The sequence below is a fragment of the Vreelandella sp. 162(4c) genome (assembly GCF_058152265.1).
In genome coordinates, this window is the sequence record NZ_CM176981.1 from 2,657,665 (window position 1) to 2,679,459 (window position 21,795).

At 55.0% G+C, this 21,795-nt stretch carries 20 protein-coding genes; 3 read left to right on the forward strand and 17 right to left on the reverse strand.

Annotated elements, in window-relative coordinates:
• Window positions 1-7: 7 nt before the first annotated feature.
• The 7 genes from AC4EYZ_RS12225 to AC4EYZ_RS12255 all read right to left on the reverse strand — a co-directional run bounded on the left by AC4EYZ_RS12225 (window position 8) and on the right by AC4EYZ_RS12255 (window position 6,548).
• Complete coding sequence (locus tag AC4EYZ_RS12225) at window positions 8-502, reverse strand: copper chaperone PCu(A)C (RefSeq protein ID WP_022521113.1); 495 nt, start codon at window positions 500-502, stop codon at window positions 8-10.
• Between the two features lie 87 nt (window positions 503-589).
• Window positions 590-1,345 (reverse strand): sulfate transporter CysZ, encoded by a 756-nt coding sequence (cysZ, locus tag AC4EYZ_RS12230; protein WP_009286295.1) that lies wholly within the window; start codon window positions 1,343-1,345, stop codon window positions 590-592.
• A 78-nt stretch (window positions 1,346-1,423) separates the two neighbouring features.
• Window positions 1,424-2,149, reverse strand: a complete 726-nt coding sequence (gene phoU, locus AC4EYZ_RS12235; protein ID WP_009286294.1) for a phosphate signaling complex protein PhoU — start codon at window positions 2,147-2,149, stop codon at window positions 1,424-1,426.
• A gap of 31 nt (window positions 2,150-2,180) precedes the next feature.
• Window positions 2,181-2,996 carry a phosphate ABC transporter ATP-binding protein PstB gene (pstB, locus tag AC4EYZ_RS12240; protein ID WP_009286293.1) on the reverse strand — a complete coding sequence of 272 codons (816 nt, stop codon included), beginning with the start codon at window positions 2,994-2,996 and terminating at the stop codon, window positions 2,181-2,183.
• On the reverse strand, window positions 2,990-4,414 hold the full coding sequence (gene pstA, locus AC4EYZ_RS12245) for a phosphate ABC transporter permease PstA (protein ID WP_022521114.1): 1,425 nt from the start codon (window positions 4,412-4,414) through the stop codon (window positions 2,990-2,992). Before pstA ends, pstB begins: the two co-directional genes overlap by 7 nt.
• Window positions 4,411-5,526, reverse strand: coding sequence for an ABC transporter permease subunit (locus AC4EYZ_RS12250; protein WP_022521115.1), 1,116 nt, complete (start codon window positions 5,524-5,526; stop codon window positions 4,411-4,413). The genes pstA and AC4EYZ_RS12250 overlap by 4 nt, the downstream gene beginning before the upstream one ends.
• A 134-nt stretch (window positions 5,527-5,660) precedes the next feature.
• The gene (locus AC4EYZ_RS12255; protein ID WP_230804270.1) at window positions 5,661-6,548 is read right to left on the reverse strand and encodes a PstS family phosphate ABC transporter substrate-binding protein; all 888 of its coding nucleotides are present in this window, start codon (window positions 6,546-6,548) and stop codon (window positions 5,661-5,663) included.
• Between the two features lie 208 nt (window positions 6,549-6,756).
• Between AC4EYZ_RS12255 and AC4EYZ_RS12260 the strand changes: the two genes are divergently transcribed.
• Complete coding sequence (locus AC4EYZ_RS12260) at window positions 6,757-7,173, forward strand: acyl-CoA thioesterase (protein WP_022521117.1); 417 nt, start codon at window positions 6,757-6,759, stop codon at window positions 7,171-7,173.
• 79 nt (window positions 7,174-7,252) lie between these two features.
• Here the strand turns inward: AC4EYZ_RS12260 and AC4EYZ_RS12265 are convergent, their stop codons facing one another.
• The 3 genes from AC4EYZ_RS12265 to hexR form a co-directional block, all read right to left on the reverse strand.
• Complete coding sequence (locus AC4EYZ_RS12265; RefSeq protein WP_022521118.1) at window positions 7,253-8,347, reverse strand: TRAP transporter substrate-binding protein; 1,095 nt, start codon at window positions 8,345-8,347, stop codon at window positions 7,253-7,255.
• Between the two features lie 131 nt (window positions 8,348-8,478).
• Window positions 8,479-10,677 (reverse strand): DNA helicase II, encoded by a 2,199-nt coding sequence (gene uvrD, locus AC4EYZ_RS12270; protein ID WP_009286288.1) that lies wholly within the window; start codon window positions 10,675-10,677, stop codon window positions 8,479-8,481.
• Between the two features lie 77 nt (window positions 10,678-10,754).
• Window positions 10,755-11,609 carry a transcriptional regulator HexR gene (hexR, locus tag AC4EYZ_RS12275; protein WP_022521119.1) on the reverse strand — a complete coding sequence of 285 codons (855 nt, stop codon included), beginning with the start codon at window positions 11,607-11,609 and terminating at the stop codon, window positions 10,755-10,757.
• A gap of 325 nt (window positions 11,610-11,934) precedes the next feature.
• Here hexR and AC4EYZ_RS12280 point away from each other — a divergent pair, with 325 nt between their 5' ends.
• Complete coding sequence (locus AC4EYZ_RS12280) at window positions 11,935-12,150, forward strand: PA3496 family putative envelope integrity protein (RefSeq protein WP_022521120.1); 216 nt, start codon at window positions 11,935-11,937, stop codon at window positions 12,148-12,150.
• A gap of 89 nt (window positions 12,151-12,239) precedes the next feature.
• Here AC4EYZ_RS12280 and AC4EYZ_RS12285 read toward each other — a convergent pair whose 3' ends face one another.
• From AC4EYZ_RS12285 to AC4EYZ_RS12315, 7 genes are all read right to left on the reverse strand, one after another.
• The gene (locus AC4EYZ_RS12285; protein ID WP_022521121.1) at window positions 12,240-13,583 is read right to left on the reverse strand and encodes a sodium-dependent transporter; all 1,344 of its coding nucleotides are present in this window, start codon (window positions 13,581-13,583) and stop codon (window positions 12,240-12,242) included.
• Window positions 13,584-13,738: 155 nt separating this feature from the next.
• A complete protein-coding gene (locus AC4EYZ_RS12290; RefSeq protein ID WP_022521122.1) occupies window positions 13,739-14,593 on the reverse strand; it encodes a DUF72 domain-containing protein in 855 nt (284 codons plus the stop codon).
• A gap of 143 nt (window positions 14,594-14,736) precedes the next feature.
• A complete protein-coding gene (locus AC4EYZ_RS12295; protein WP_022521123.1) occupies window positions 14,737-15,531 on the reverse strand; it encodes an IclR family transcriptional regulator domain-containing protein in 795 nt (264 codons plus the stop codon).
• A gap of 114 nt (window positions 15,532-15,645) precedes the next feature.
• The gene (locus AC4EYZ_RS12300) at window positions 15,646-16,308 is read right to left on the reverse strand and encodes an HAD family hydrolase (RefSeq protein WP_022521124.1); all 663 of its coding nucleotides are present in this window, start codon (window positions 16,306-16,308) and stop codon (window positions 15,646-15,648) included.
• Window positions 16,309-16,382: 74 nt separating this feature from the next.
• The gene (locus AC4EYZ_RS12305; protein ID WP_022521125.1) at window positions 16,383-17,885 is read right to left on the reverse strand and encodes a tripartite tricarboxylate transporter permease; all 1,503 of its coding nucleotides are present in this window, start codon (window positions 17,883-17,885) and stop codon (window positions 16,383-16,385) included.
• A gap of 21 nt (window positions 17,886-17,906) precedes the next feature.
• A complete protein-coding gene (locus AC4EYZ_RS12310) occupies window positions 17,907-18,383 on the reverse strand; it encodes a tripartite tricarboxylate transporter TctB family protein (RefSeq protein WP_022521126.1) in 477 nt (158 codons plus the stop codon).
• A gap of 58 nt (window positions 18,384-18,441) precedes the next feature.
• Window positions 18,442-19,443 (reverse strand): tripartite tricarboxylate transporter substrate binding protein, encoded by a 1,002-nt coding sequence (locus AC4EYZ_RS12315; protein ID WP_022521127.1) that lies wholly within the window; start codon window positions 19,441-19,443, stop codon window positions 18,442-18,444.
• A gap of 468 nt (window positions 19,444-19,911) precedes the next feature.
• On the opposite strand from AC4EYZ_RS12315, the gene AC4EYZ_RS12320 reads away from it, so the two are divergent.
• Window positions 19,912-21,756, forward strand: a complete 1,845-nt coding sequence (locus tag AC4EYZ_RS12320; RefSeq protein ID WP_022521129.1) for a bifunctional sugar phosphate isomerase/epimerase/4-hydroxyphenylpyruvate dioxygenase family protein — start codon at window positions 19,912-19,914, stop codon at window positions 21,754-21,756.
• Window positions 21,757-21,795: the final 39 nt, after the last annotated feature.

A 21,795-nucleotide genomic window follows, 5' to 3' on the forward strand; every position in this document is an offset into this window, starting at 1 on the left:
AACGACATCAGTGGTGATGCCCATCAGCAGCTTCGCTACCGTCTTGGGCGCTCTGTATCCAGACCTCGATGTCTACGTCACCTTGTTCAGCGAAGGTGAGCGTGAGGGGAAACCGCTCACCCTCCTTCAGCGGCTCGGTTAAGCCAATCAGCATTAAGTGAAAGCCGCCACCAGGGCGCATGGTATAAGTCTCCCCTGCCTCGACACGAATCTCGTCCACATGCCGCATCTGCATCATATCGCCGTCCATTTGCATATCGTGCAGCTCAACGTTGCTGCTCGCAGAACTGCTCGCGCCAACCAGAGTGACGGGGCCTGAAACGGCGGTGATATCAAGGTAGGCGGCACCGTTTACCGCACCCGGTGGGGTTGGGGTAGCGAAGGGGTGCGCAATGCGAAGAGTCTCTGTTTTTACGTCGTGGGCTAACGCCATAGATGTCATCGAAATAGACATAGCGCCAATCAAGAGTACGCCACCCAGCCAAGCCATCGGTTTTATCATGCGGTGATTCCTTTGTTGTTGATTGAGCCCAGGATCGACGAACAAAATATAAAGGTAGCAAAGTGACGTAGCCTGGGTAATAGGCGCCTACTGCGGTGTAATGCCACGTGCATCGCCACGTTTGTCGCTACGTACGTCTCTATAGTGGTCGTCCCACAGCAGTACGGCACCCGCAACGGCGCCGGGAATCAAAAACAGGTTGGCCAGCGGAATCCAGGTAATTAAGGTCACTAACCCCCCAAAGGTGAGGCTTTGCCACCAGCGCTTAGAGAGCCGTTGGCGCATATCGGCAAACGTTACTTTGTTGTTATCCATTGGGTAGTCTAGATAAGTGATTGCCATCACCCAGGCAGAAAACAGTGCCCAGAGTAGCGGAGCAACTATATTGACGCCTGGAATCCAGCTAAGCACAAATAGGCCTGCGGCACGAGGCAGAATATAGGCGAGCTTAACAAACTCGCGTCCCACAGCATCGATGGCTGTTTTGGTCAGGTTTCGGTCATCAATGGGTTCGCGGCCAGTGGCTTGGATTTCAACTTTGGCGGCTAAAAAGCCGTAAAAAGGGGCTGCAATCAAGCTGGTAACCAGCGTGAAGGTAAAAAACACCACCACCAACAGGCTAATCACAAACAGGGGCCAGATAAGCCAGGATAACCAGTCAAGCCAAGCGGGTACCATGCCCATCCAATGGGCGAGCCAGCCATCAAAACGGTTGAGCACAAAGCTGAACATGCTCACGTAGACAATCAGGTTGACCAGAATAGGCAGAAAAACATAGCGGCGCATACCCGGTTGATACACACAGCGTGTACCTCGGCTAAGCGCAGTGACAGCATCCAGCATTTAGGTGAGCTCCTCGTGATTCCAACGTCCAGGCTGCGTGGCAGCCTGGACGTATTGCAGGAGGAAAGCCCCATCAGGTCAAGACTTTTTTGGCACCTGTGGTTCCAGTTCATCGGTGTCGCTATGGCGAATATCCAAACCTTTGACGAGATAGACCACGTACTCAGCAAGGTTATCGGCGTGGTCGCCTACCCGCTCCAGCGCGCGCAGTACCCACATGATGCTGAGTACTGACGTAATAGAGCGTGAGTCTTCCATCATAAAGGTCATTAATGAGCGCATAGCGCTGCTGTACTCGTCATCCACCAGTTCGTCTTCGCGTACGACCTGCATAGCCAGGTCGGTATCAAAGCGGGCAAAGGCGGTGAGCGCATCGCGCAGCATTTTACGTACGTGCTCGCTAATGTGACGCACCTCCACCAGGCCACGAATGGTGCTAGAACTTTCGCTCAGGAGCAGGGCGTTGCGGGCGATTTTACTGGCTTCATCACCAATGCGCTCTAAGTCTGAGGTGGCGCGGATGACGGCCAGCACCAGACGCAAATCGGAAGCAGCAGGCTGGCGGCGCGCCAGTACGCGGGTGCATTCGTCGTCGATTTGCAGCTGCAGGTCGTTGACTTGGCGGTCATTGTCACGCACCTGCTCGGCTAACCGGGTGTCTCCTTCCAGTAGGGCAAAGACAGCGTCCTGCACTTGTTTTTCCACCAGACCGCCCATGGCCATCAGGTGGGTTTTCAGCTCTTCCAGCTCCTGGTTGAACTGGCGAGAGATATGCTGGCTGTGAGAGTCGCTAGTAATATCCATGGAGCACTCCTGACGGTTCAGTTGCTAAGGCCTAGGTGATACGGCCGGTGATGTAGTTTTCAGTGCGTTGCAAACGGGGGTTGGTGAAGACCTGATCGGTAGGGCCGTATTCAACCAGCTCCCCTTGATGCAAAAAGGCGGTGTAATCCGATACGCGCGCCGCTTGTTGCATATTGTGGGTGACCAGGATCAGCGTCAGCTCCGACTTGAGGTTACGGATCAACTCCTCAATTTTGAGGGTTGAAATTGGGTCTAGAGCTGATGCTGGCTCATCAAGCAGTAGCACGTCGGGTTGTACTGCTAAGGTACGGGCGATCACCAGACGCTGCTGCTGGCCACCGGAAAGCTGCCAAGCGGAACGGTGTAGGCGGTCTTTCACTTCATCCCACAGAGCGGCGGAAGTTAGCGCCCACTCAATAATGTCGTCCCTTTTGCGCTTGGGCATGCGCTGTTGCAGTCGTAGCCCAAAGGCCACGTTTTCATAGATCGACATAGGGAAGGGGTTGGGCGTTTGAAACACCATCCCGACACGCCGCCGCAGCTCAGTCACATTCATTTGCGGGTCATGAATATCCTGCCCTTCCAGCGTGATTTGGCCGCTGTGGGTGACTGACTCATTAAGATCGTGCAAACGGTTAATTGCCCGTAACAACGTCGACTTACCGCAACCTGACGGGCCGATAAAGGCCGTTACACGATGCCGGGGAACACTGAGGGTTAACTCGCGCAACGCCTCTTTCCCCGCGTAGGCGAGGCTAAAGTGATCGATACTCAGGCAGCTGTGCTCGGACGAAAAGTGCGCCACTGGTGCCTGAGAGGTATTGGCTGAATGTAATGACGCTAGCATTCGTTTCCCCGTTGACGCCTAAGATAATGACGCAGAAATATGGCAGTTAGGTTAAGCACCAGCACAATTAACACTAAAAGTAGCGCTGTGGCGTAAACCAGCGGTATGGCAGCCTGCACATCTTCGCCGTGAAAGGCGGTATCAAATAAATGATAGCCAAGGTGCATGAACTTGCGCTCTAAATGTAGGTAAGGAAACTCACCATCGATGGGCATTTGAGGCGCCAGCTTAGCGACGCCAACCAGCATTAGCGGCGCTACTTCGCCGGCCGCGCGAGCTACCGCTAAAATGACGCCTGTCAGCATGGCGGGGGCCGCCATGGGCAGTACAATGCGGGTGAGCATCTCTAAGCGCGTGGCGCCGAGCGCCACGGCGCCTTCCCGCTGCGCCTCGGGAATCCGCGCCAGCCCCTCTTCTGTTGCCACAATCACCACTGGTAGGGTCAGCAGTGCCAGGGTGAGCGACGCCCATAACAGGCCGCCGGTGCCAAAGGTGGGCGAAGGTAGGGTATCGCTGAAAAACCACTCATCCAGCGAGCCGCCGATGCCGTACACAAACACCCCCAAACCAAATACGCCATACACAATCGACGGAACGCCCGCCAGATTGCGCACACCAATACGTACCAGCCGGGTCAGCCGCCCCTGGTGAGCGATTTCATTGAGATAAATAGCGGCCAGCACCCCAAACGGGGTCACCATCACCGACATTAAAATCACCATCAGCACCGTGCCAAATATCGCGGGCCAGACGCCACCGTCGGTATTGGCGGCCCGTGGGCCCTCACTCAGAAACCGCCAAACCGCATCCCCCCAGGCGAGCGTTTTCTGCCACACGCTCATGGCATTGGGAGCCTGAGCGCTCGCCACGCTGGCCAGCGGTTGGCGCAGGGTTTGGCCGTCCACGGTGGTAAGCAGCAGTTGGCTATCCTGGCGTTGGCTGGCGGGAAGTACCAATAAAGCGTTTAATCGCTGCCAGGCAGCGTCTCCCTCCCAGCGTTGATCATGCTGCTCAATGGCCACCAAACGGCCAATAAAGTCACCCCAGGGGCTGCGATCAAGACGAATCAAATCGTCTGGCTGGGCGCGCTCGGCAATGTCATCAATCGCCACCCAGCGCCAGCGAACGCCCTCTATATCCTGGTTGCCGGTAAAGTAGAGGCGTTCATCCCCAGCTCGCTGGGGTAGCGCGACTTCGCGCACAGCTTGACCAGCAAAGGTTTCACCCGAGTCAAGGGTGACCTCTTCCAGCGTAGCGGGCCAAAAGTGCCCTAGCCCGCGTACCAGCAGTAGCGCGAGTAAGGCGCCCAGCATCAGCAGGGAGAGCGCTACGCTGGCTGCGCAAAGCCAGGGCCATACATCATTTACCCGGCTAAAACGACGGCGGCGAGAGGCGGTGTGGGTCGCAGAGTTCATCATGTGCCCCCCATCTGGCGGAAGCGGCGGCGTAAGCGTTGGCGGACGACCTCGGCAAGGGTGTTGACCAGAAACGTGAAGATAAACAGCACCAGTGCGGCCAAGATCAGCAGATGGTAGGTCTGGCCACCGGGTGACGCTTCAGGCAGCTCAATGGCGATAGCCGCGGCCATGGAGCGCATGCCTTCGAAGGGGCTGGCGCTAAACAGAGCCGTATTACCGCTGGCCATAAGCACTATCATGGTTTCGCCCACCGCCCGGCCCGCACCGATCATTATCGCCGAGAAGATACCTGGGCCCGCTGCCACCAGCGCCACTTTCCATAGCGCCTGCCAGCGGCTGGCCCCCATCGCCTGGGCGCCCTCGATTAAGCTGGCAGGCACATCGGCGAGCGCGTCTTCTGCCAGTGAATAGATGCTGGGAATAACGGCAAAGCCCATGGCAATGCCGACAATCAGTGCGTTACGGGTGGCGTAATCCATGCCATAGCGCTGGTCGAGTAACTGGCGTAAATCACCGCCTAACCACTGCTGCTCCATCCAGGGCGCGAGCCATAGTGCTATCGCCACCATTACAGAGAGCCAGGGAACTAGCCAGAGACCCGCCCAAGAGAGCGGTAAACGGCGGCGTAGGCGTGTTTTGGCCCACTGCCAGAGTAAGCCGGCAAGCGCTGCGCTAAGCGGCAGCCAAATGATCAGCACCAAAGCGCTGGCGAGATGGCGTTCTACCCAAGGTGCCAAAATAAGCCCGGCAATAAAGCCCACCACCACACCGGGGATCGCCTCCATCATTTCGAGCGCGGGCTTGATCCGCGAGCGCAGGCGCGCTGACATAAACAGCGCGGAGTAGATGGCGGCCCCCAAGGCCACGGGAATGGCGAACAGCAGTGCGGCTAGGGCGGCTTTGAGCGTGCCCCACGCCAGGGGAGAGAGCTTAGCCAGCGCTAAGGTATCGCCAATCGCCAGCAGCGGCAGGGTTTCCCATACCAAAAAGACACCGATAGCCAGGATTGCCAACAGCACACCTATGCCGCCAGCGGTGATTAAACCGGTGGCCATGCGGTCTTGCAGCAGCCTAAGCGGCTGTCGAGTAGAGGTTAACCGAGGTAGGGTCATGTGGATATCATGGCAAAACCGAGGTGATCATAGCGCTGACCAATAGGTAGTGAAAAACCAGGATGTGGTGAAAAACAGTACATAGACAGGATCCCTACCCTAAGACAATTATGTGTCAGTTAGATGACAGTGGTTTACCACCTCTGTTGTGCACTAAGGACACTGGAGGTTAATGGTACAAAGCCGGATGCGCGCGCAATCTGCTGGCCCTCATCGGACATAATCAACTTGAGCAGTGCCTGCTCGGCGGGGGGTAAGTTCTCCCCCGGCGGTAGGTTCACATAGAGGTAAAGATAGCGCGACAGCGGGTAGTCACCGCTCTGTATAGCCGCTTCATCGGGCGGTATCGCAATGCCATCATCGTTATACAGGCTCAATGCATGCACGGCTGGGGTGAGGTGGTTAAACCCCGCATAGCCCATCGCATTGGCAGATTCGCCAACGGCCGCGACCACCGCCGATGAGCCGGGGTGCTCACTAATGTCGTTACGAAAAAGACCGCCACATAACGCCCGCTGTTGAAATAGCCCATGGGTACCCGAGGCAAGGTTACGCCCATGCAGCGCAATGCTACCAAATGACCAGTCACGGGTTGCCGATAGCTGCTCCCAGCGCCTGATCGGCGTTTCACCACCGCAGGCCAGCGAGGTTGAGAAGATCGCATCAACCTGCTGGCGGGTCAGAGCGCGCAAGGGGTTATGGCGGTGTACGACTACAATCAGTGCGTCACGGGCGACTTTTAATTCCAGCGGTGGATAGCCATAGCGCTCAATAAAGTTATCACGCTCTTCGCTGGTCATCGGACGAGACATCGGACCAAGCCGGGTGGTGCCAGCCATCAGCGCCGTGGGCGCACTGGCTGAACCACTTGCTTGAAACTGCAGCTTTACGTCAGGATAGCGGGTGGTGAGGGTTTCACCCCAGCGCAGCATTAGCCCCGCCATAGTGTCGGAGCCCACCGCGCCCAAGGTGCCGCTAATAACTGTTGGCTGCTGCCCCCAGGTCAGGGGCGTTATCAGCATCAGTATAAACGCCACTCCGCTCAATACGGTGCGACGGACGGCGGAAGTTAACCTCCGATTAATGCAAAGAGTCGTCAAACGAGTATTCAAACGAGCGTCCTCTTATGGTTAACTAAATTCATTCCTTTGTGTTGCGATGCAGCAACACGCATAAACAACGTGCCACTCTGCAACGTTTACAACAATAAACTGACTAAGCGACTAACTCATGACTCTTCTGGAAACCGATTTGGATGACGTACCGGCCCCTCAAGGGCAGCTTACTTTAAAACTACTGGCTTCCCGCCAAGATACCAATTTTTATGGTGATATACCCGGTGGATGGCTGGTCAATCAAATGGACCAGGCGGCTGAGCTGGCGGCCGGTCGTGAAGCGGGTGGTCGCACGGCGACCGTGGCGATTGAAGCCATGGACTTTTTAAGCCCGGTGCGCGTTGGCTCAATGGTCAGCGTTTACACCCAAGTGCAAGAAATTGGTCATAGCTCGATCAAGATTGATGTGGAGGTCTGGGTGCGTCCTCCCCATGGGCAACGCATAGAGGAGCGCCAAAAAGTTACCGAGGCGCGCTTTGTGATGGTTGCGCTGGACGATAATGGGCGCATCCGAGCAGTACATAGCGACTAGCTCACTTCAACTTGAAATAGCAAAAGGGCGCTTAGGGCGCCCTTTTGTCGTGCTTATCGTTTATTTGTCTAGCGGCTCATTAACCGTCGACGTTATCGCGGTTCTTGAGGTAGGCGTATTCACCCACATCGCTGAACGGGCGCAGCAGCTTCTGGAAAGCTGAATAAGACTCGTAAACACGGCGAGACTCTTCGTCGCTGTCGACCTGGCGCTGGATGGCTTCCAGTGAAGAGGTGTGAAGCGCTGCCATTACGTCGTCAGGGAAAGTACGTAGCTGAACGCCATGCTCATCGACCAGAGTTTCCAGTGCTTGCGCGTTGCGGAAGGCAAATTCGCTGATCATGGCCAGGTTAGACGCCCGCGCCGCTTCGCGGATCACGTCCTGCAGGTCTTCTGGCAGGGAGTTCCAGGCATCCAGGTTGATCGTCCCTTCCAGTACCGCAGAGGGCTCGTTCCACGCCGAGGTGTAGTAGTAGTCAGCCACCTGATGCAGGCCGAATGCCATATCGTTATACGGCCCCACCCAGTCAGCGGCATCCAGCGCGCCGGTTTGCAGCGAGGTGAAAATTTCTGAGCCTGGCATAGTAACCGTACTGACGCCGATGCCGTTCATCGCCTCACCCGCCAGGCCCGGCAGGCGAAGTTTCAGCCCCTGCATGTCGTCGAGTGAGTTGATCTCTTTCTTGAACCAGCCCGCCATCTGCGTGCCGGTATTGCCCACGGCAAACGGCTTCAGATTGTGATTGGCGTAGATCTCATCCCAAAGCTCCTGACCGCCGCCGTGGTACAACCAGGCGTTCATTTCGGTAGTCGTCATACCGAAGGGTACAGCGGTAAAGAACTGTGAGGCAGCGACTTTGCCACGCCAGTAGTAAGAGGCAGAGTGGCCCATTTCAGCGGTACCAGCTGCTACCGCATCGAAGACTTCCAGGGCAGGTACCAGTTCACCCGCGCCGTGGACGCGGATCTGCATGCGGCCGTTGGAAAGCTGTTCTACCCGGCGGGCGAAATCATTCGCACCAGTACCCAGGGCAGGGAAGTTTTTTGGCCACGAGGTGACCATGTCCCAGGTGAAGGTTTCTTGAGCGCGAGCACTTGAGGTGGTTACGAAGGGGGCGGCAACGGCCCCGGCGACGCCAAGGCTGGCAGTTTTGAGGAAGTGACGGCGTTGCATGGTGAGCAAAACTCCGGAGATTATAGGATTTTTTTGTCAGCGCGCACAAAGGCGCAATGTCCGTTCGCCAGTATGCGCTAAGCGGGTTTTAATCGGCAAGCCATTGCACTCAACGCCACGCGCGTAGCGGCTTAAAGCGGCGTTAGCTTAGCAAAACCAAGCACTAGCCATTTGACCCCTTCGCCTTCAAAGCTGACCTGTACCCGGGCGCGGGCACCTTCGCCTTCCGCGTTAAGAATAATCCCTTCGCCGAACACCGGGTGCTCAACGCCTTGGCCGACATGTAAGGCGGGTATATCACCGCTGCTCTCGACACTTTGCTGAGCAAAGGAGGTGCGCGACGCGGTGACTGGGCGGGAAATATGCCCGCGCAGACGGACTTCTTCGAGTAGGTGCGGCGGTAGTTCGCGCAAAAAACGCGACGGGCGTGGAAACACTTCTTTGCCGTGCAGGCGGCGGGTTTCGGCGTGTGTGAGGTAGAGCTTCTGCATCGCGCGTGTGACGCCGACGTAACAGAGCCGGCGCTCCTCTTCGAGCCTACCCGGCTCTTCCAGGGACATCTTGTGTGGAAACAGCCCCTCCTCGACACCGGCAATAAATACTACCGGGAACTCCAGGCCTTTGGCGGAGTGCAGCGTCATCAGCTGTACGCTGTCCTCAAACTCTTCGGCTTCGTGGTCGCCTGCGTTAAGAGCGGCCTCTGAGAGAAATGCTTCCAGTGCCGCCATGCCTTCGCCCGCTTCAGGCGCTTCAAAGACATCGCCTTGGGTAAAGGCACGGGCAGCGGTAACCAACTCTTCCAGGTTCTCGACCCGCGCTTGGCCTTTCTCGCCGCGCTCACTTTTGTGATGCTCTATCAGACCCGTGTGTATCGTGACGTGATCGATAATTTCGTGCAGCGCCATGCCAGAGGCATCGTTATCGAGCTGCTCGATCAGGTTGGCGAAGGTTTGCACGGCATTGGCCGCGCGGCCTTTCAAGGTGCCGTCGTTAATCGCATCGTGGAGCGCTTGCCAGAGAGGGATACTTTGTTCCCGAGCGCGCAGGCGGACAATCTCGACCGTGCGCGTGCCGATGCCGCGAGTGGGTACGTTAATCACCCGCTCCAGCGAGGCATCGTCGTCGCGGTTGAGCATCAGGCGAAGGTAGGCCAGGGCATTCTTGATTTCCAGGCGCTCGTAGAAGCGGTGGCCGCCGTAAATACGGTAGGGCATGCCTTGGCGAATCAGCGTCTCTTCCAGCAGCCGCGACTGAGCGTTTGAGCGGTAGAGAATCGCGATATCGCGGCGGTTAAAGCCTTCGTCGACCTTCTCCTTGATGGTATCGACGATATAGCGGGCTTCTTCCAGGTCGTTAAACCCAGCGTAAATTGAGATCGGCTCGCCTTCGATGCCGTCAGTCCACAGGTTTTTACCCATCCGCTCGCTGTTGTGGCTGATCAGCGTATTGGCGGCTTCCAGGATGGCGCTGGTGGAGCGATAGTTCTGTTCAAGCCGTACGGTGTGGGTTTGCGGAAACTCTTGCTCAAAGCGGCTGATATTCTCCACCTTGGCACCGCGCCAGCCGTAGATCGACTGGTCGTCATCACCCACCGCCGTCATCGGCGTCTTCATGCCGGTGAGCAGTTTTAGCCAAGCGTATTGCAGGGTATTGGTATCTTGGAACTCATCTACCAGTACATGACCAAAGCGCTCCTGGTAGTGGTTTAACAGCGCCGGGTTGTCGCGTAGTAGCTCCAGGCTTCGCAGCAGCAGTTCACCGAAATCGACCAGGCCGCCGCGCTCGCAGGTGAGCTGGTAGCGCTCGTAGAGCTCAACCATCTGGCCCATGTAGGCATCGCCATCCACATTGACCTGGTGCGGGCGCAGCCCCTCCTCTTTGCAGCCGGAGATAAAGTGCTGCACTTGGCGGGGTGGGAAGCGTTCGTCGTCGATGGAGTAATCTTTCAGCAACCGTTTGACCAGGCGTAGCTGATCGTCAGAATCGATAATCTGGAAGTGTTGCGGCAGCTTGGCGTCCTGCCAGTGGGTGCGCAGCAGGCGGTGGGCGATGGAGTGAAAGGTGCCCACCCATACATGGCGCATCGAGATGCTCAGCAGTGCCTCAAGGCGGGTGCGCATCTCTTTGGCGGCTTTATTGGTAAAGGTCACTGCCAGCAGGGCATAAGGGGACAGCCCTTCGGCCTGCATCAGCCAGGCGATGCGATGCACCAGCACGCGGGTTTTACCGGAGCCTGCGCCTGCGAGCACCAACAGATTACCTTGGGGGGCGCTCACTGCTTCGCGCTGGGCGGAGTTGAGCTGATCGAGAATCGCCGTGACGTCGTCCATAGTAGCCGCTGCCGGATCAAAAAATAGGCGGCTAGTCTAGCACAGCCAGCGAACTGGCTGTGTATACAGGTTAACGATTAGGATTCTTCAGGAAAGCGCAGCGTATTTAGGCTCTTTTTAACCGCTTTGAGCTGTTCGGCGAGTTTCGGCCCGCGGGTTTTGGCCACACCCACGGCGAGTACATCGATCAGCACCAGATGGGCAATGCGCGAGCTAAGCGGGGTGTAAATCTCGGTGTCTTCATGAACATCGATATACAGCGGCAGGCTGACCTCTTCGGCGAGTGGCGAGCCGCTGGGGCACAGGCCAATGACTGTTGCACCCGCCTCGCGAGCCAGGCGTACGCTGGCGACTAGCGCTTTGGTACGGCCGGTTTGTGAAATTGCCACCACCACATCGCCATCGTTCAAGGTCACTGCCGACATATTCTGCATATGTGGGTCGGCGTAGGCAGAAGTGGAGATCTGCAGGCGGAAAAACTTGTGCTGGGCATCAAAGGCCACGGCACCGGAAGCCCCAAAGCCATAGAACTCGACCCGGTTGGCCATCGCCAGGGCGTTAACTGCACGGCCCAGGGCGTCGTTATCAAGCCGGTCGCGCACTGAGAGCAGCGTGCCCACGGTCGAGTCAAAAATACTGTGGGAAAACTCAGCGACCGAGTCGCTGTCGTTCATGGAGAATTGCGCGAACTGACTGCCGCTGGCCAGCATTTGCGCCAGCTGTAGCTTGAAATCCTGAAAGCCATTGCACCCCAGCGCACGACAAAAGCGCACCACGGTAGGTTCGCTAACGGTGGCTTCGGTGGCCAGATCCACAATGCGCATGTGAATGACCTCTTCGGGGTTGCGCAGTACAAACCGCGCCACTTTTTGCTCGGAGCGTCGAAAGTGCTCCATGCGGCGTCTCATTTCATCGAACAGGGCGCGACTCACGTTCAGCTCCTTGGGTGCTCAACCAACAGGTAGTTAACAGTACGCCAATATACAGTCGTTTTAAACGACCGTTTCTGCCTATCTGCTCACTGTGATGCTTCGTATTGCTTCAATGCGATAAGGACAGTATGCCTCAATGAGCCCATAGGGCCACAAACTATTAGGCAGCGATCCAACAGCGTTTAAGGTCGTTAGTCAGTTTTTTTAAGAATGGTCATCATTTTGTCAAGTAGGTTATAGTAATAATTGAAGTGCCGCACTGCATCATAACAGTCGTCACGGATGCAGGTGGACGAAGGCATATTCATCTGGAGGAACGTCGATTATGAGAAACGTCGAACGAATCACCTCGGTTAAAAGCGAATTGCTCGACATCTTTATGAGTATGGAAGTCGATGAGCATGCCCAGCGCCAGCGCAGCGCTGCCCAACGCAGCTTAAGAGCGCGGCGGGGTATTGAGCTTCATCGTGAGTTTCAAAAGTTATCGCGGGATATCGCCCCCTTGCCCGATGAAGATCGGCAAGAGAGCGAATTGCACTAAGTTTTAGGATGCCAAGAGGTTAGGGGCGCAACTATTATCTGCGCAGAACCTCGCTGCCCTGCCGGCTAGCAGGGCCTTGGCGGCTCAGCTTAGATTAGCCCTGTTACGAACACGGCAACAACGCCAGCGGGCGCTACATAGCGCGCGATAATGTTCCATACGCTCTTGCCGGTCGCTGAAAGACCCAGTTCGTCTTCCACGCTGCTGCGCTCCAGGCACCAAGCGGTGAATAGAATCGCACCCAGCCCCGTCAGCGGCAGCATTATTTTGCTGGTCAGCGTATCCAGCAGGTCAAACACGCCCAGTCCAAACAGCAGCGGTTCGCTCCACACGTTAAATGACAGCAGCGCTGCAATACCCAGCAACCAAGCACCCACACCGGCCACAACGGTAGCCATGACGCGGCCTAGCGGCGTGCGCTCTTCAATGAATTCCACCACGGGCTCAAGCAGTGAAATGGCCGATGTTAATGCCGCAAACGTCAGCAGCAGAAAGAACATCAAACCTAAAAGTAAACCACCATCAATATTGCCAAAGGCCAGTGGTAGGGTGACGAAAATCAGCCCTGGGCCCGAAGCGACATCCAGATTATTAGCAAACACGATCGGGAAGATAGCTAAACCCGCGCCTAAAGCGATGACGGTATCCATGATGATGACCGTGCGGGCGGTTTGCAGCAGATCGATCTCTTTGTCCAAATAAGAGCCGTAAGCCATCATGATGCCCATACCCAGTGAGAGGGTGAAGAAGGCGTGGCCCAAGGCGGCTAGCACGGTTTCTGCTGTGAGCTTGCTCCAGTCCGGGTTGAACATATACGTCAACGCCTCGCCAAAGTGGCCGGTTGTCATGCCATAACCGATCAGCACGACCAGCAGTAGTGCGAGGACTGGCATCAGAATGCGTACAGCGCCTTCAAGGCCTTTGGTAACGCCGCGGGCGACAATCCCAATGACCAGCAGCATAAACACGGAGTGGCCCAGCAGCAGCAACCCAGGGTTACTCAACATGCCATTAAATAGCGCGCCAATGCCATCGGCATCTTGACCGCTAAAAGCACCGCTCACCGAGTTGACGGTGTAGTAGAGCGACCAGCCGCCAATCACGCTGTAAAACGACAAAATCAAGAAGGCCCCGACAATGCCGCTAATGCCCACGATGGCCCAGGCTTTGGGCTTTTTCGCCGTGCGCGCTAGCTCTGACATGGTGCTGGCGGGGTTCTTCTGGCCGCGCCGCCCCAATAGCCACTCAGAGACAAGAATGGGCAAGCCGATCAGCGCGATACAGAGCAAATACACAAATACGAAAGCAGCGCCGCCGCTTTCACCCACCATATACGGAAATTTCCAGATATTCCCTAGACCCACCGCTGAACCAGCGGCGGCCAGCACAAAGGTCATTCGCGATGACCACTGCGCATGCGCAAGCTTCGCCATACATCACCCATTAAGTCGATTGTTGTGTAAGTCACTGCGTGTTGAACACGCTAGTTTTCGGAAAATTGCGTCATTGCCAGCGTGCTTTTCCGAAAGTAAGCGCAATTTATCTGATCGACCGCAAGCATGCCAGTTAGCTGGCCTAAAAAGGTGGGTTAAAACAGTTGGCTTTGCTTTTCACCCGCAAAGGGGCCAAGAGCGGGTAATGGCGTCACTTCTCCTAGTGCGTTATAGAGTAAACGGGCCATGTGGGGAGACTCGCGGTTGTCCGCAGTATGCACAAATAAGAAAGGGGTTTTCCCCTGACTTATCCACAGCTTTAGGCGGGCTTTCCAGGCGGTGAAGTAGTCACTATTAATCGTTTTGTCAATATGGCCAATAAAGCGAATGACAGGAAAATTTGCCGTGGAAAGCACGTGTAGCGGGAGTTTCGGCTTTTCTTGCTGGGCGTGGGCCAAGCCCAAATGGTCATTTGCCGGGGTTGAGAAGAGCGGGCGCACGTCGAGCATCACGCGGTTGGCCGAATAAGTTATCAACAGGCGGTTAAGGGCAATTTCGGCGGCCCCTTTGTGGAAAAACTCAGGATGCCGAACCTCGACCGCGCAAGGCAAATGGGTAGGCCAAGCGGCAAGTAGCGCTTCAAGCTGGGGAAGCTCTTGGGGGCCGAAATCTCGTGGTAGTTGCACCATGGTGGGGCCAAGGCGGTCGTGCAGAGGTTCTAGCGCCGCTAAAAATGCCCAGGCCTCCTCTAACCGCGTTAGCCGTTGATCGTGGGTTACGCTGGCCGGTAATTTAAAACAAAAGCGAAAGTGGGATGGTGCCTGGCGCGCCCAGGCAGCAATGGTGTCCGGCTTTGGGGTACCGCTATAAAAGGTAGTGTTGCCCTCAACGCTGGAAAACACCGCCGCGTAATCGCTTAGCAGCTCAGTTTTGGCGTGGCGTGGATAAAGGTTGCCCAGCCAGTCTTGATTGGCCCACATAGGCAAGCCTAGATAAAGAGGAAGCTTCATGGGTGCCAGCCTACATCGACAAGATCAAGCGCTAATGTAACAGGTTAAGAGCCTTGCCCGTTAAGCGTGAATGGCGGCTCTAAAACGTCTATAGATGCGGCGCCAGTATGCCGTGGGTGAGCAGAGGCTGGCGCACTGGCGGGTTAGCAGCTAATGGTGGTGCGGATAAGACGCGCTTTTGATTGCAGCAGCGGCAAGTACTCTTTGAGCAGGGTGTCTAAATCGATACGTGCCGCGTTGGTACTAATGTTAATAGCCCCTAACAGTTTGCCATTCGCATCAAACGCCGGTACCGCCAGCGAGCGTAAGCCTGAATCCAGCTCTTGATCGGCAATGGCGTAGCCTTGCTGGCGGGCCTTGTGAATACACTTTTTTAGTTCGCTTTTAGAGGTAAAGGTTTTATCCGTATGGCGCTGTAGGGTTATTCGCTCTAAGTAGGCATCCAACTCAGCCTCTGACAGCTGGGCTAGCAGAACGCGCCCCATTGAGGTGTATGCGGCCGGTAAACGGGTTCCTATGGACAGAGTAATGGCCATCAAGCGGTGACGCGCCGCTGAGCGCGCAACATAAATGACATCATCGCCATCAAGTACACCCAATGAGGATGACTCACCGCATTCGTTGGTTATCTCCTCCAAATACTGCTGAATAGCGCTGCGATAATTATTGGCGGACAAAAACGAGTAACCCAGTTGCAGTACTCGCGGCGCTAGCTCAAAGTAGCGCTGCTGTTTGCGCACATAGCCGAGTGCATGCAGGGTGAGCAGAAAGCGTCGGGCCTTGGCCCGGTTCATGCCTGTGCGTGCGGCCACTTCGCTAAGCGTCATCCTTGGGTGGCCCTCATCAAATGCTAAAATCACTTCCAGGCCACTCGCCAGCGCTGTCACGAAGTCGCGGTCATCGGGGGTTAACATTTCATCCTGAAGCTGTTCTTCCATCGGTGTCCACTCATCGGAATAGGCGTAAATTTTAAAGATCAATATAGCATATTGTTCGAATGGCGAACATGTATGCGCGACTTTGGCTGGCGAATATATTCGCCGTGTACGGCGCTATAAACGGTTGAGCGCTTGAACCAATGTGCGTAGATCTTTAATCGTGATGACATCGGCTGGGAAAGGAGATTGAGCGGGATTCGCTGTAACACCGACAAAAAGCGTTCCGTTTGAGCGTGCGGCGCGATAGTCATTATACGAATCGCCAATCATAACGGTGGCTTTCACTGCTAGTTGGTGTCGGGTGAGTAAGTTGCGTAAGCCCGTGGCTTTGTCCGGGGGCGCTCCCACCACCTCTTTAAAGTAAGGCGCCAACTGGCGCTGCTCCACAATGGCCTTGAGTTCCTGTTCGGGGGTGGCAGAGAGCAAATATAGCCACTGGTGGTGGTGCCAATCGCTTAAAAATTCTAGCGCTCCGGGAATGGGCGGTGCGGTCAGTAAGTGCTCTTCGACACTGGCTTTAAATTGCTCACAAAGCGCCTGAATACGTGCGTCACTGGCTCGCTTGCCCAGGATGTGTTCTTCAATATGGCGAAACTTGACCTCTCTAGGCTGACCACCGCGTCTGCTAAGGTAGGCCACGATGGCGCGGTACTGAGCTTCCGGCGCTTGACAGTATACGTCGGCAAACGCCTGGCGTTTTAGGGTTGCTGAATCGAGAACAACGCCATCGAAGTCAAACACCAATGCATAAGAAGGAATCGTATCGTCATCACTCACGGAACTACTCCGCTGGCTAGGTTCCAGGCAAAAAACGGCACTATACCTAGGCGACAAGTGCCGTTACACGAACATTAGCTACGTTTGAAGCGTGAATATAACCAACTTTTTAGGGGAGTATTGCCTAGTAAAACCAGCACAATCACTGAGGTAAGCACTAATGAAAGTGGGTTGATTACCAGCGCGAGTAGGAAATCCGTACTGCTGTCACCGACCGATGACATAGCCTGTCGGTAAGATTCATCCAGCAGCGGGCCAAGAATGACACCGAGAATAATCGGGCCCATCTGAAAGCCAAACATCTTCAGCCAGTAGCCCAATATGCCAAAGCCTAGCATCCAATAAACTTCTGTCATGCTGCTGTTAAGCGAGTAGGTACCTACCACACACAGCACCAATATCAGCGGGATCATAATGGCTTTAGGCACTTCAACAATTTTTGAAAAAAGCTTAATACCGGTGAGCCCAAAGATGAGCAGGAATATATTGGCCAATGCTAAATTGCCGACCGTAAACCAAAAGATATAGGGTGTTTCGATCATCAGCATTGGGCCTGGATTCAGGCCATGAATGACTAGTGCACCGATAATAACGGCGGTGACTGCGTCACCCGGCATGCCGAGGGTAAGCATAGGTACGTAAGCGCCACCCACTGCTGCGTTATTGGCGGTTTCAGGTGCCACAAGCCCTTCATACGCGCCTTCACCAAAAGGCACTTCAGGGTTTTTAACTGTGCGCTTGGCGTGATCATAAGCAAACAGTGATGCAATATCTCCGCCAGTACCGGGGAGAGCGCCAACCACGACGCCGATAATAGACGTGCGTAAAGAAAGCGGTAAAAACTTGAGCACCATATTAAGAGGCGGAACGATCTTATCGACGTTCTGTTTAACGGGCACTTTGGCCATATTATGTAGCTGGTAAAACGCTTCCGCGACACCAAACAGGCCAATCATGACCACCACGTAATGAATCCCGCCCAGCAGTTCCATACTACCCATGGTTAGGCGTGGCTGGGCGGTTACCATGTCCATGCCGACCAACCCAATGGTGGCCCCCAGGGCGACAGAGAAAATACCGCGTGCAAGCGATTTACCCGATAGCGAGCTGACCAATAGTAAACCCATGACGGCGATTAAAAAGTAGTCGCGGGGGGCAAATTTAAGAGCAAGATCGGCAAGGTGCGGGGCCGTGGCAGCGAGTACGGCCACACCAATCAAGCCACCGATGACCGACATCACGGTGCTCAGACCGATCGCTTTGCCCGCTTCACCTTTCTGGGCTAACGGGTAACCGTCGAAAGCAGTTGTGACCGCTGATGGGGCACCAGGAATATTGAGCAGGATGGCCGTGCGCGAACCGCCGTAAACGCCGCCGACATAAATACCCACCATCAGCGCTAGCGCGTTATTAATGTCCCAGGAAAACGTAAATGAAATCAGAATAGAGACGGCCATTGTAACCGAGAGGCCGGGAATGGCACCGATGTAAATACCGGCGATAACGCCAAGGGCAGTTAAGCCCAATAGACCTGGATCAAGCCAAGCCATGAGCAGATAGGAGAAGGTATCACTCATTGGATGCCTCGGGGTTCATTATCAAGGAAGATAGACACGAAACACTATCGTGAAAAGTACATAAATTACCGCAATGGCAAGCGAAGCAATCACTAGAGAACTAATGATTTTTCCTTGACGATAATAAATGAACATAGCGGCTAAAAAGATAAAGGTGCTTACATAGAAGCTTGTCCATACGATAGCTACTAAATAGAGCATCGATACTATCGAGAACACCACAATATGCGTTTTAAAATGCTCATGTAAAAACACTTTAAACTCTTGGCTAGCGCTGTGAATTTGGGGATCTCGCTGCTTGCGCCGATGGCTGAAGATAATGGCTATTGAGGAAGCGAGCATTATCAAGGCGAGCCCGACAGGAAATGAGCCAGCGGAGTTCAGCTGCACCCCATTATCGATACGATAAGCCTCGTAGAGGACGCCGACACTAAACAGCAGAAGCAACCAGTCAAAGACCTTTTCTCCCGCCCGAACGCGCTCAATTTTTTTAGTCATACAGAGACTCCAAGGGGACAGGTGGTAATCCTGTCCCCTAAGTCATAGGAAGATAGCGTTAGGGGCGTGGAATACCTAACTCTTCAGGGGATTTTTCGACCGCATCCGCTTCGAACATTGACCATGCTGTGACGGATTGCCAGTTATCCAGGTATTGCTGCGCTTCTTCACCGTTGAGGTTGAGCGATTCGCCACCAAAATTAGCTAAGAACTCTTGGAAACCATCGCTGGCAACGGCCTGCTCGTAAGCATCTTCCAAGGTAGCTTTTACGTCATCGGGTGTATCTTCACGCACAAAGACACCCCAGAACGGGCCCCAAGGCAAGAATGAATCAAGCTCTGGGATAGCATCGGTGATCGGCGGAACGTCCGGCAGATCCTCCAGTTCTTCACTACCCAGCACGGCCAGGCCCTTCAGGCGGCCCGCGCGGATTTGTTCGGCCACAGCAGAAAGACTTAGCGGCATAAAGTCGATATGTTCACCCAGCAGTGCCGTAACACCAGGTCCATCTCCACCGAAGGTCACTGTGCGAACATTAAGATCGTCGACAGAGTTGATCATTGCGTGAATCGTACTGGGCAAGCCACCGGCACCGGTACCGCCCATTTTGAGCTCGTCGGGGTTTTCGTGGGCGTACTCAAGCAGCTCAGCGAAAGTATCGAATGGGCTATTAGGATGGGTGGCAATAACCACCCGGCCTTGGCCGATAATATTGATAGGATACATATCATCGTAGGTGAAATCGGCTAAGCCCATTAGTGGGTATAGCTGGGGATTCTCTGCACCAAACAGCAGGTTATAGCCGTCAGGGCGCTGGCGCATGACGTGGTTCATGCCAATAACGCCAGTACCCCCTGGACGGTTGGTGAGAACAATAGTGGTATCCAGAACCTCTTCCACGTGGGGCGTCAGGCTGCGTACGACGTTGTCGGTGGCGCCCCCGGCTCCCCACTGGATGGTACCTTGAATGTTACGGTCAGGATAATCGGCGAGGGCGCCCCCCGCGACTGCCAAAGAGCCGATAGCGATAGCCAACTGGGTGAAAAGTGGCTTAGTCATAATGCTTATCCTCCAACGAGTTATTATATTAGTTGCTGCCAAAGGCGATATTAGTTCGCCTTACGAACTTAAGTGCTTAAGGCGAACACTAGTGATCGCTATGGCGGCTGTCAATCAACAAACCTTCGTATAAGACCAAGGTTTAATATTGCGTGATGGCCGTTACAAGGCAGTACTAAACATGCTGTTTTAGCAGGTGTTAATAGAGTTTTGGGCGCATTAGCCATTGTTTCTGATAACAATAAACCTCTATTACCTCTATATAGTAACGGTTTTTGATAGGTGTCGTGTTAGTCGTATAGGGAACAGGTTGCCACACCCCCCCGTCCTATCGTGCATAATGCGAACTAAAGAACGCTATGCGAACAATGGTCACCTATACTGAAAGCCATTAGCTCAGCCATAGCGACACATAATAGTCGTGGTGCTAGAGCTCATTCGCTTGAAAGCACTACCTGGGAGGATGCTATGCGCGCAATCGCCACTGTTTGTTTAAGCGGAGACCTGCGAACTAAGCTGGAAGCCATTGCCCGTGCCGGTTTTGATGGCGTAGAAATATTTGAAAACGACCTGCTCTCTTTTGATGGCTCGCCGCAGGAAGTGCGTGCGCTGTGTGAGCGCCTGGGGCTGAAGATCGTTGCCTTTCAACCGTTTCGCGATTTTGAGGCGATGCCGGAGCCGCAGCGCAGCCGCAATCTAAAGCGTGCAGAGCGAAAATTTGAACTGATGGAGCAGTTAGGCACTGATTTTCTGCTGGTGTGTAGCAATGTATCCCCTCAGGCCATGGACGATATGGATCGCGTAGTGGCCGATTTGCGCGAGCTTGCCGAGCTGGCAGCGAAGCGGAATATTCGGGTGGGGTTTGAAGCGTTGGCCTGGGGGAGGCATATTTCTGACTACCGCGATACGTGGGAAGCCGTGCGGCGCGTCGATCATCCTAATTTGGGCATTGTGCTCGACAGCTTTCACATTCTATCGCGTGGCCATGATCTCTCTGCCATCGGCAAAATCCCTAAACAAAAGATCTTCTTCGTCCAGGTGGCAGATGCGCCGCTGCTGGATATGGATGTACTGCAGTGGAGCCGTCACTTCCGCTGCTTTCCCGGCCAAGGTCGCCTACCGCTGAAAGCCTTCATGGCCGAACTCGCCAAAACCGGTTACGACGGCCCGCTGTCGCTGGAAATTTTTAGCGACGCCTTTCGCGCCGCACCAACTGAAATCACTGCCCTGGATGGTCTTCGTTCGCTCATTCTGCTCGAAAACCTTATCGAGGAGGGCCCCTGGGCAAGCCCTATTCCCCCGGCGCCCAACTACAACGGCATTCATTTTATAGAGTTTACCCTCGACGAAGAGAGCGCCGCGCCGCTCGGCGAATTTATCGATGCACTGGGCTTTCGTCATGTAGGCCGCCATCGCTCCAAAAATGTCGAGCTCTGGAAGCAGGGTGAGATTCATCTGGTGCTCAATTTTGAAACGGACAGCTTTGCCCATACTTTCCGGCTGCTTCACGGCACCTCAGTGTGTGCGGTGGGTTTCCGTGTTGATGATGTTGAACGCGGGCTTGCCCGTGCAAAAGCATTTAAAGCACAGACATTCCGTGGCCAGGTGGGCGAAGGCGAGATGGAAATCTCAGCGCTGCGGGGTATAGAAGGCAGCCTTGTTTACCTGGTGGATGATCAAGCGGCTGAGGACTTGCAGTGGCGAACCGATTTTGAACTGTTTGACCAAGAGAGCCGCAATGAGGCCGGTCTCACCCGGGTAGATCACCTCTCTTACGTACTGCCCGCTACGCAGCTACTCAGTTGGCAGCTCTTTCACCGCACCGTATTTGGATTTAACGCGGCCGCAGAGAACGAGATCATCGACCCAAGGGGCATGATGATCAGCCAAGCGGTGATTAGCCCAGAGCAGAGTATTCGCATCCCGTTGACGGTTTCACAGGCCCAGGATACCCAGCCAGGGCGTTTTCTGAGCGAGTTTCGCGGTGGCGTGCAGCAGATCGCCTTTGAAAGCCACGATATCTTCGCCACGGTTGATGAGCTACAAACGCGCGGCTTGCCGCTGCTGAAAATTCCGCAGAATTACTACGACGATCTTGAAGCACGCTACGGGCTGGAAGAGGAGCTGTTAGAGGCAATGCGTAAGCGCAATATTCTGTTTGATCGCAACGACGAAGGCGACTTTCTCCACGCCTATACCGAAACGTTCTCGGGCCGATTCTTCTTCGAAATCGTTGAGCGGCGTGGAACCTACCAGCAGTTTGGTGCTGCCAACGCGGGTATTCGCCTGGCCGCTCAGGCCGCCCAGCGCTAATTAGACAAAACGAAAACAATGCGGCGGTGCAAAGCGGCA

What these genes read in the sequence shown, in the direction of transcription:
- AC4EYZ_RS12285 (WP_022521121.1), bottom strand. Translation starts at nt 13,583, where the DNA reads ATGGCGAAGCTTGCGCATGCGCAGTGGTCATCGCGAATGACCTTTGTG.
- AC4EYZ_RS12260 (WP_022521117.1), top strand. Translation starts at nt 6,757, where the DNA reads ATGACTCTTCTGGAAACCGATTTGGATGACGTACCGGCCCCTCAAGGG.
- AC4EYZ_RS12250 (WP_022521115.1), bottom strand. Translation starts at nt 5,526, where the DNA reads ATGACCCTACCTCGGTTAACCTCTACTCGACAGCCGCTTAGGCTGCTG.
- AC4EYZ_RS12295 (WP_022521123.1), bottom strand. Translation starts at nt 15,531, where the DNA reads ATGGAAGAACAGCTTCAGGATGAAATGTTAACCCCCGATGACCGCGAC.
- phoU (WP_009286294.1), bottom strand. Translation starts at nt 2,149, where the DNA reads ATGGATATTACTAGCGACTCTCACAGCCAGCATATCTCTCGCCAGTTC.
- AC4EYZ_RS12310 (WP_022521126.1), bottom strand. Translation starts at nt 18,383, where the DNA reads ATGACTAAAAAAATTGAGCGCGTTCGGGCGGGAGAAAAGGTCTTTGAC.
- AC4EYZ_RS12280 (WP_022521120.1), top strand. Translation starts at nt 11,935, where the DNA reads ATGAGAAACGTCGAACGAATCACCTCGGTTAAAAGCGAATTGCTCGAC.
- uvrD (WP_009286288.1), bottom strand. Translation starts at nt 10,677, where the DNA reads ATGGACGACGTCACGGCGATTCTCGATCAGCTCAACTCCGCCCAGCGC.
- AC4EYZ_RS12320 (WP_022521129.1), top strand. Translation starts at nt 19,912, where the DNA reads ATGCGCGCAATCGCCACTGTTTGTTTAAGCGGAGACCTGCGAACTAAG.
- cysZ (WP_009286295.1), bottom strand. Translation starts at nt 1,345, where the DNA reads ATGCTGGATGCTGTCACTGCGCTTAGCCGAGGTACACGCTGTGTGTAT.
- AC4EYZ_RS12305 (WP_022521125.1), bottom strand. Translation starts at nt 17,885, where the DNA reads ATGAGTGATACCTTCTCCTATCTGCTCATGGCTTGGCTTGATCCAGGT.
- AC4EYZ_RS12225 (WP_022521113.1), bottom strand. Translation starts at nt 502, where the DNA reads ATGATAAAACCGATGGCTTGGCTGGGTGGCGTACTCTTGATTGGCGCT.
- pstB (WP_009286293.1), bottom strand. Translation starts at nt 2,996, where the DNA reads ATGCTAGCGTCATTACATTCAGCCAATACCTCTCAGGCACCAGTGGCG.
- AC4EYZ_RS12315 (WP_022521127.1), bottom strand. Translation starts at nt 19,443, where the DNA reads ATGACTAAGCCACTTTTCACCCAGTTGGCTATCGCTATCGGCTCTTTG.
- AC4EYZ_RS12265 (WP_022521118.1), bottom strand. Translation starts at nt 8,347, where the DNA reads ATGCAACGCCGTCACTTCCTCAAAACTGCCAGCCTTGGCGTCGCCGGG.
- AC4EYZ_RS12255 (WP_230804270.1), bottom strand. Translation starts at nt 6,548, where the DNA reads ATGCTGATAACGCCCCTGACCTGGGGGCAGCAGCCAACAGTTATTAGC.
- AC4EYZ_RS12290 (WP_022521122.1), bottom strand. Translation starts at nt 14,593, where the DNA reads ATGAAGCTTCCTCTTTATCTAGGCTTGCCTATGTGGGCCAATCAAGAC.
- pstA (WP_022521114.1), bottom strand. Translation starts at nt 4,414, where the DNA reads ATGATGAACTCTGCGACCCACACCGCCTCTCGCCGCCGTCGTTTTAGC.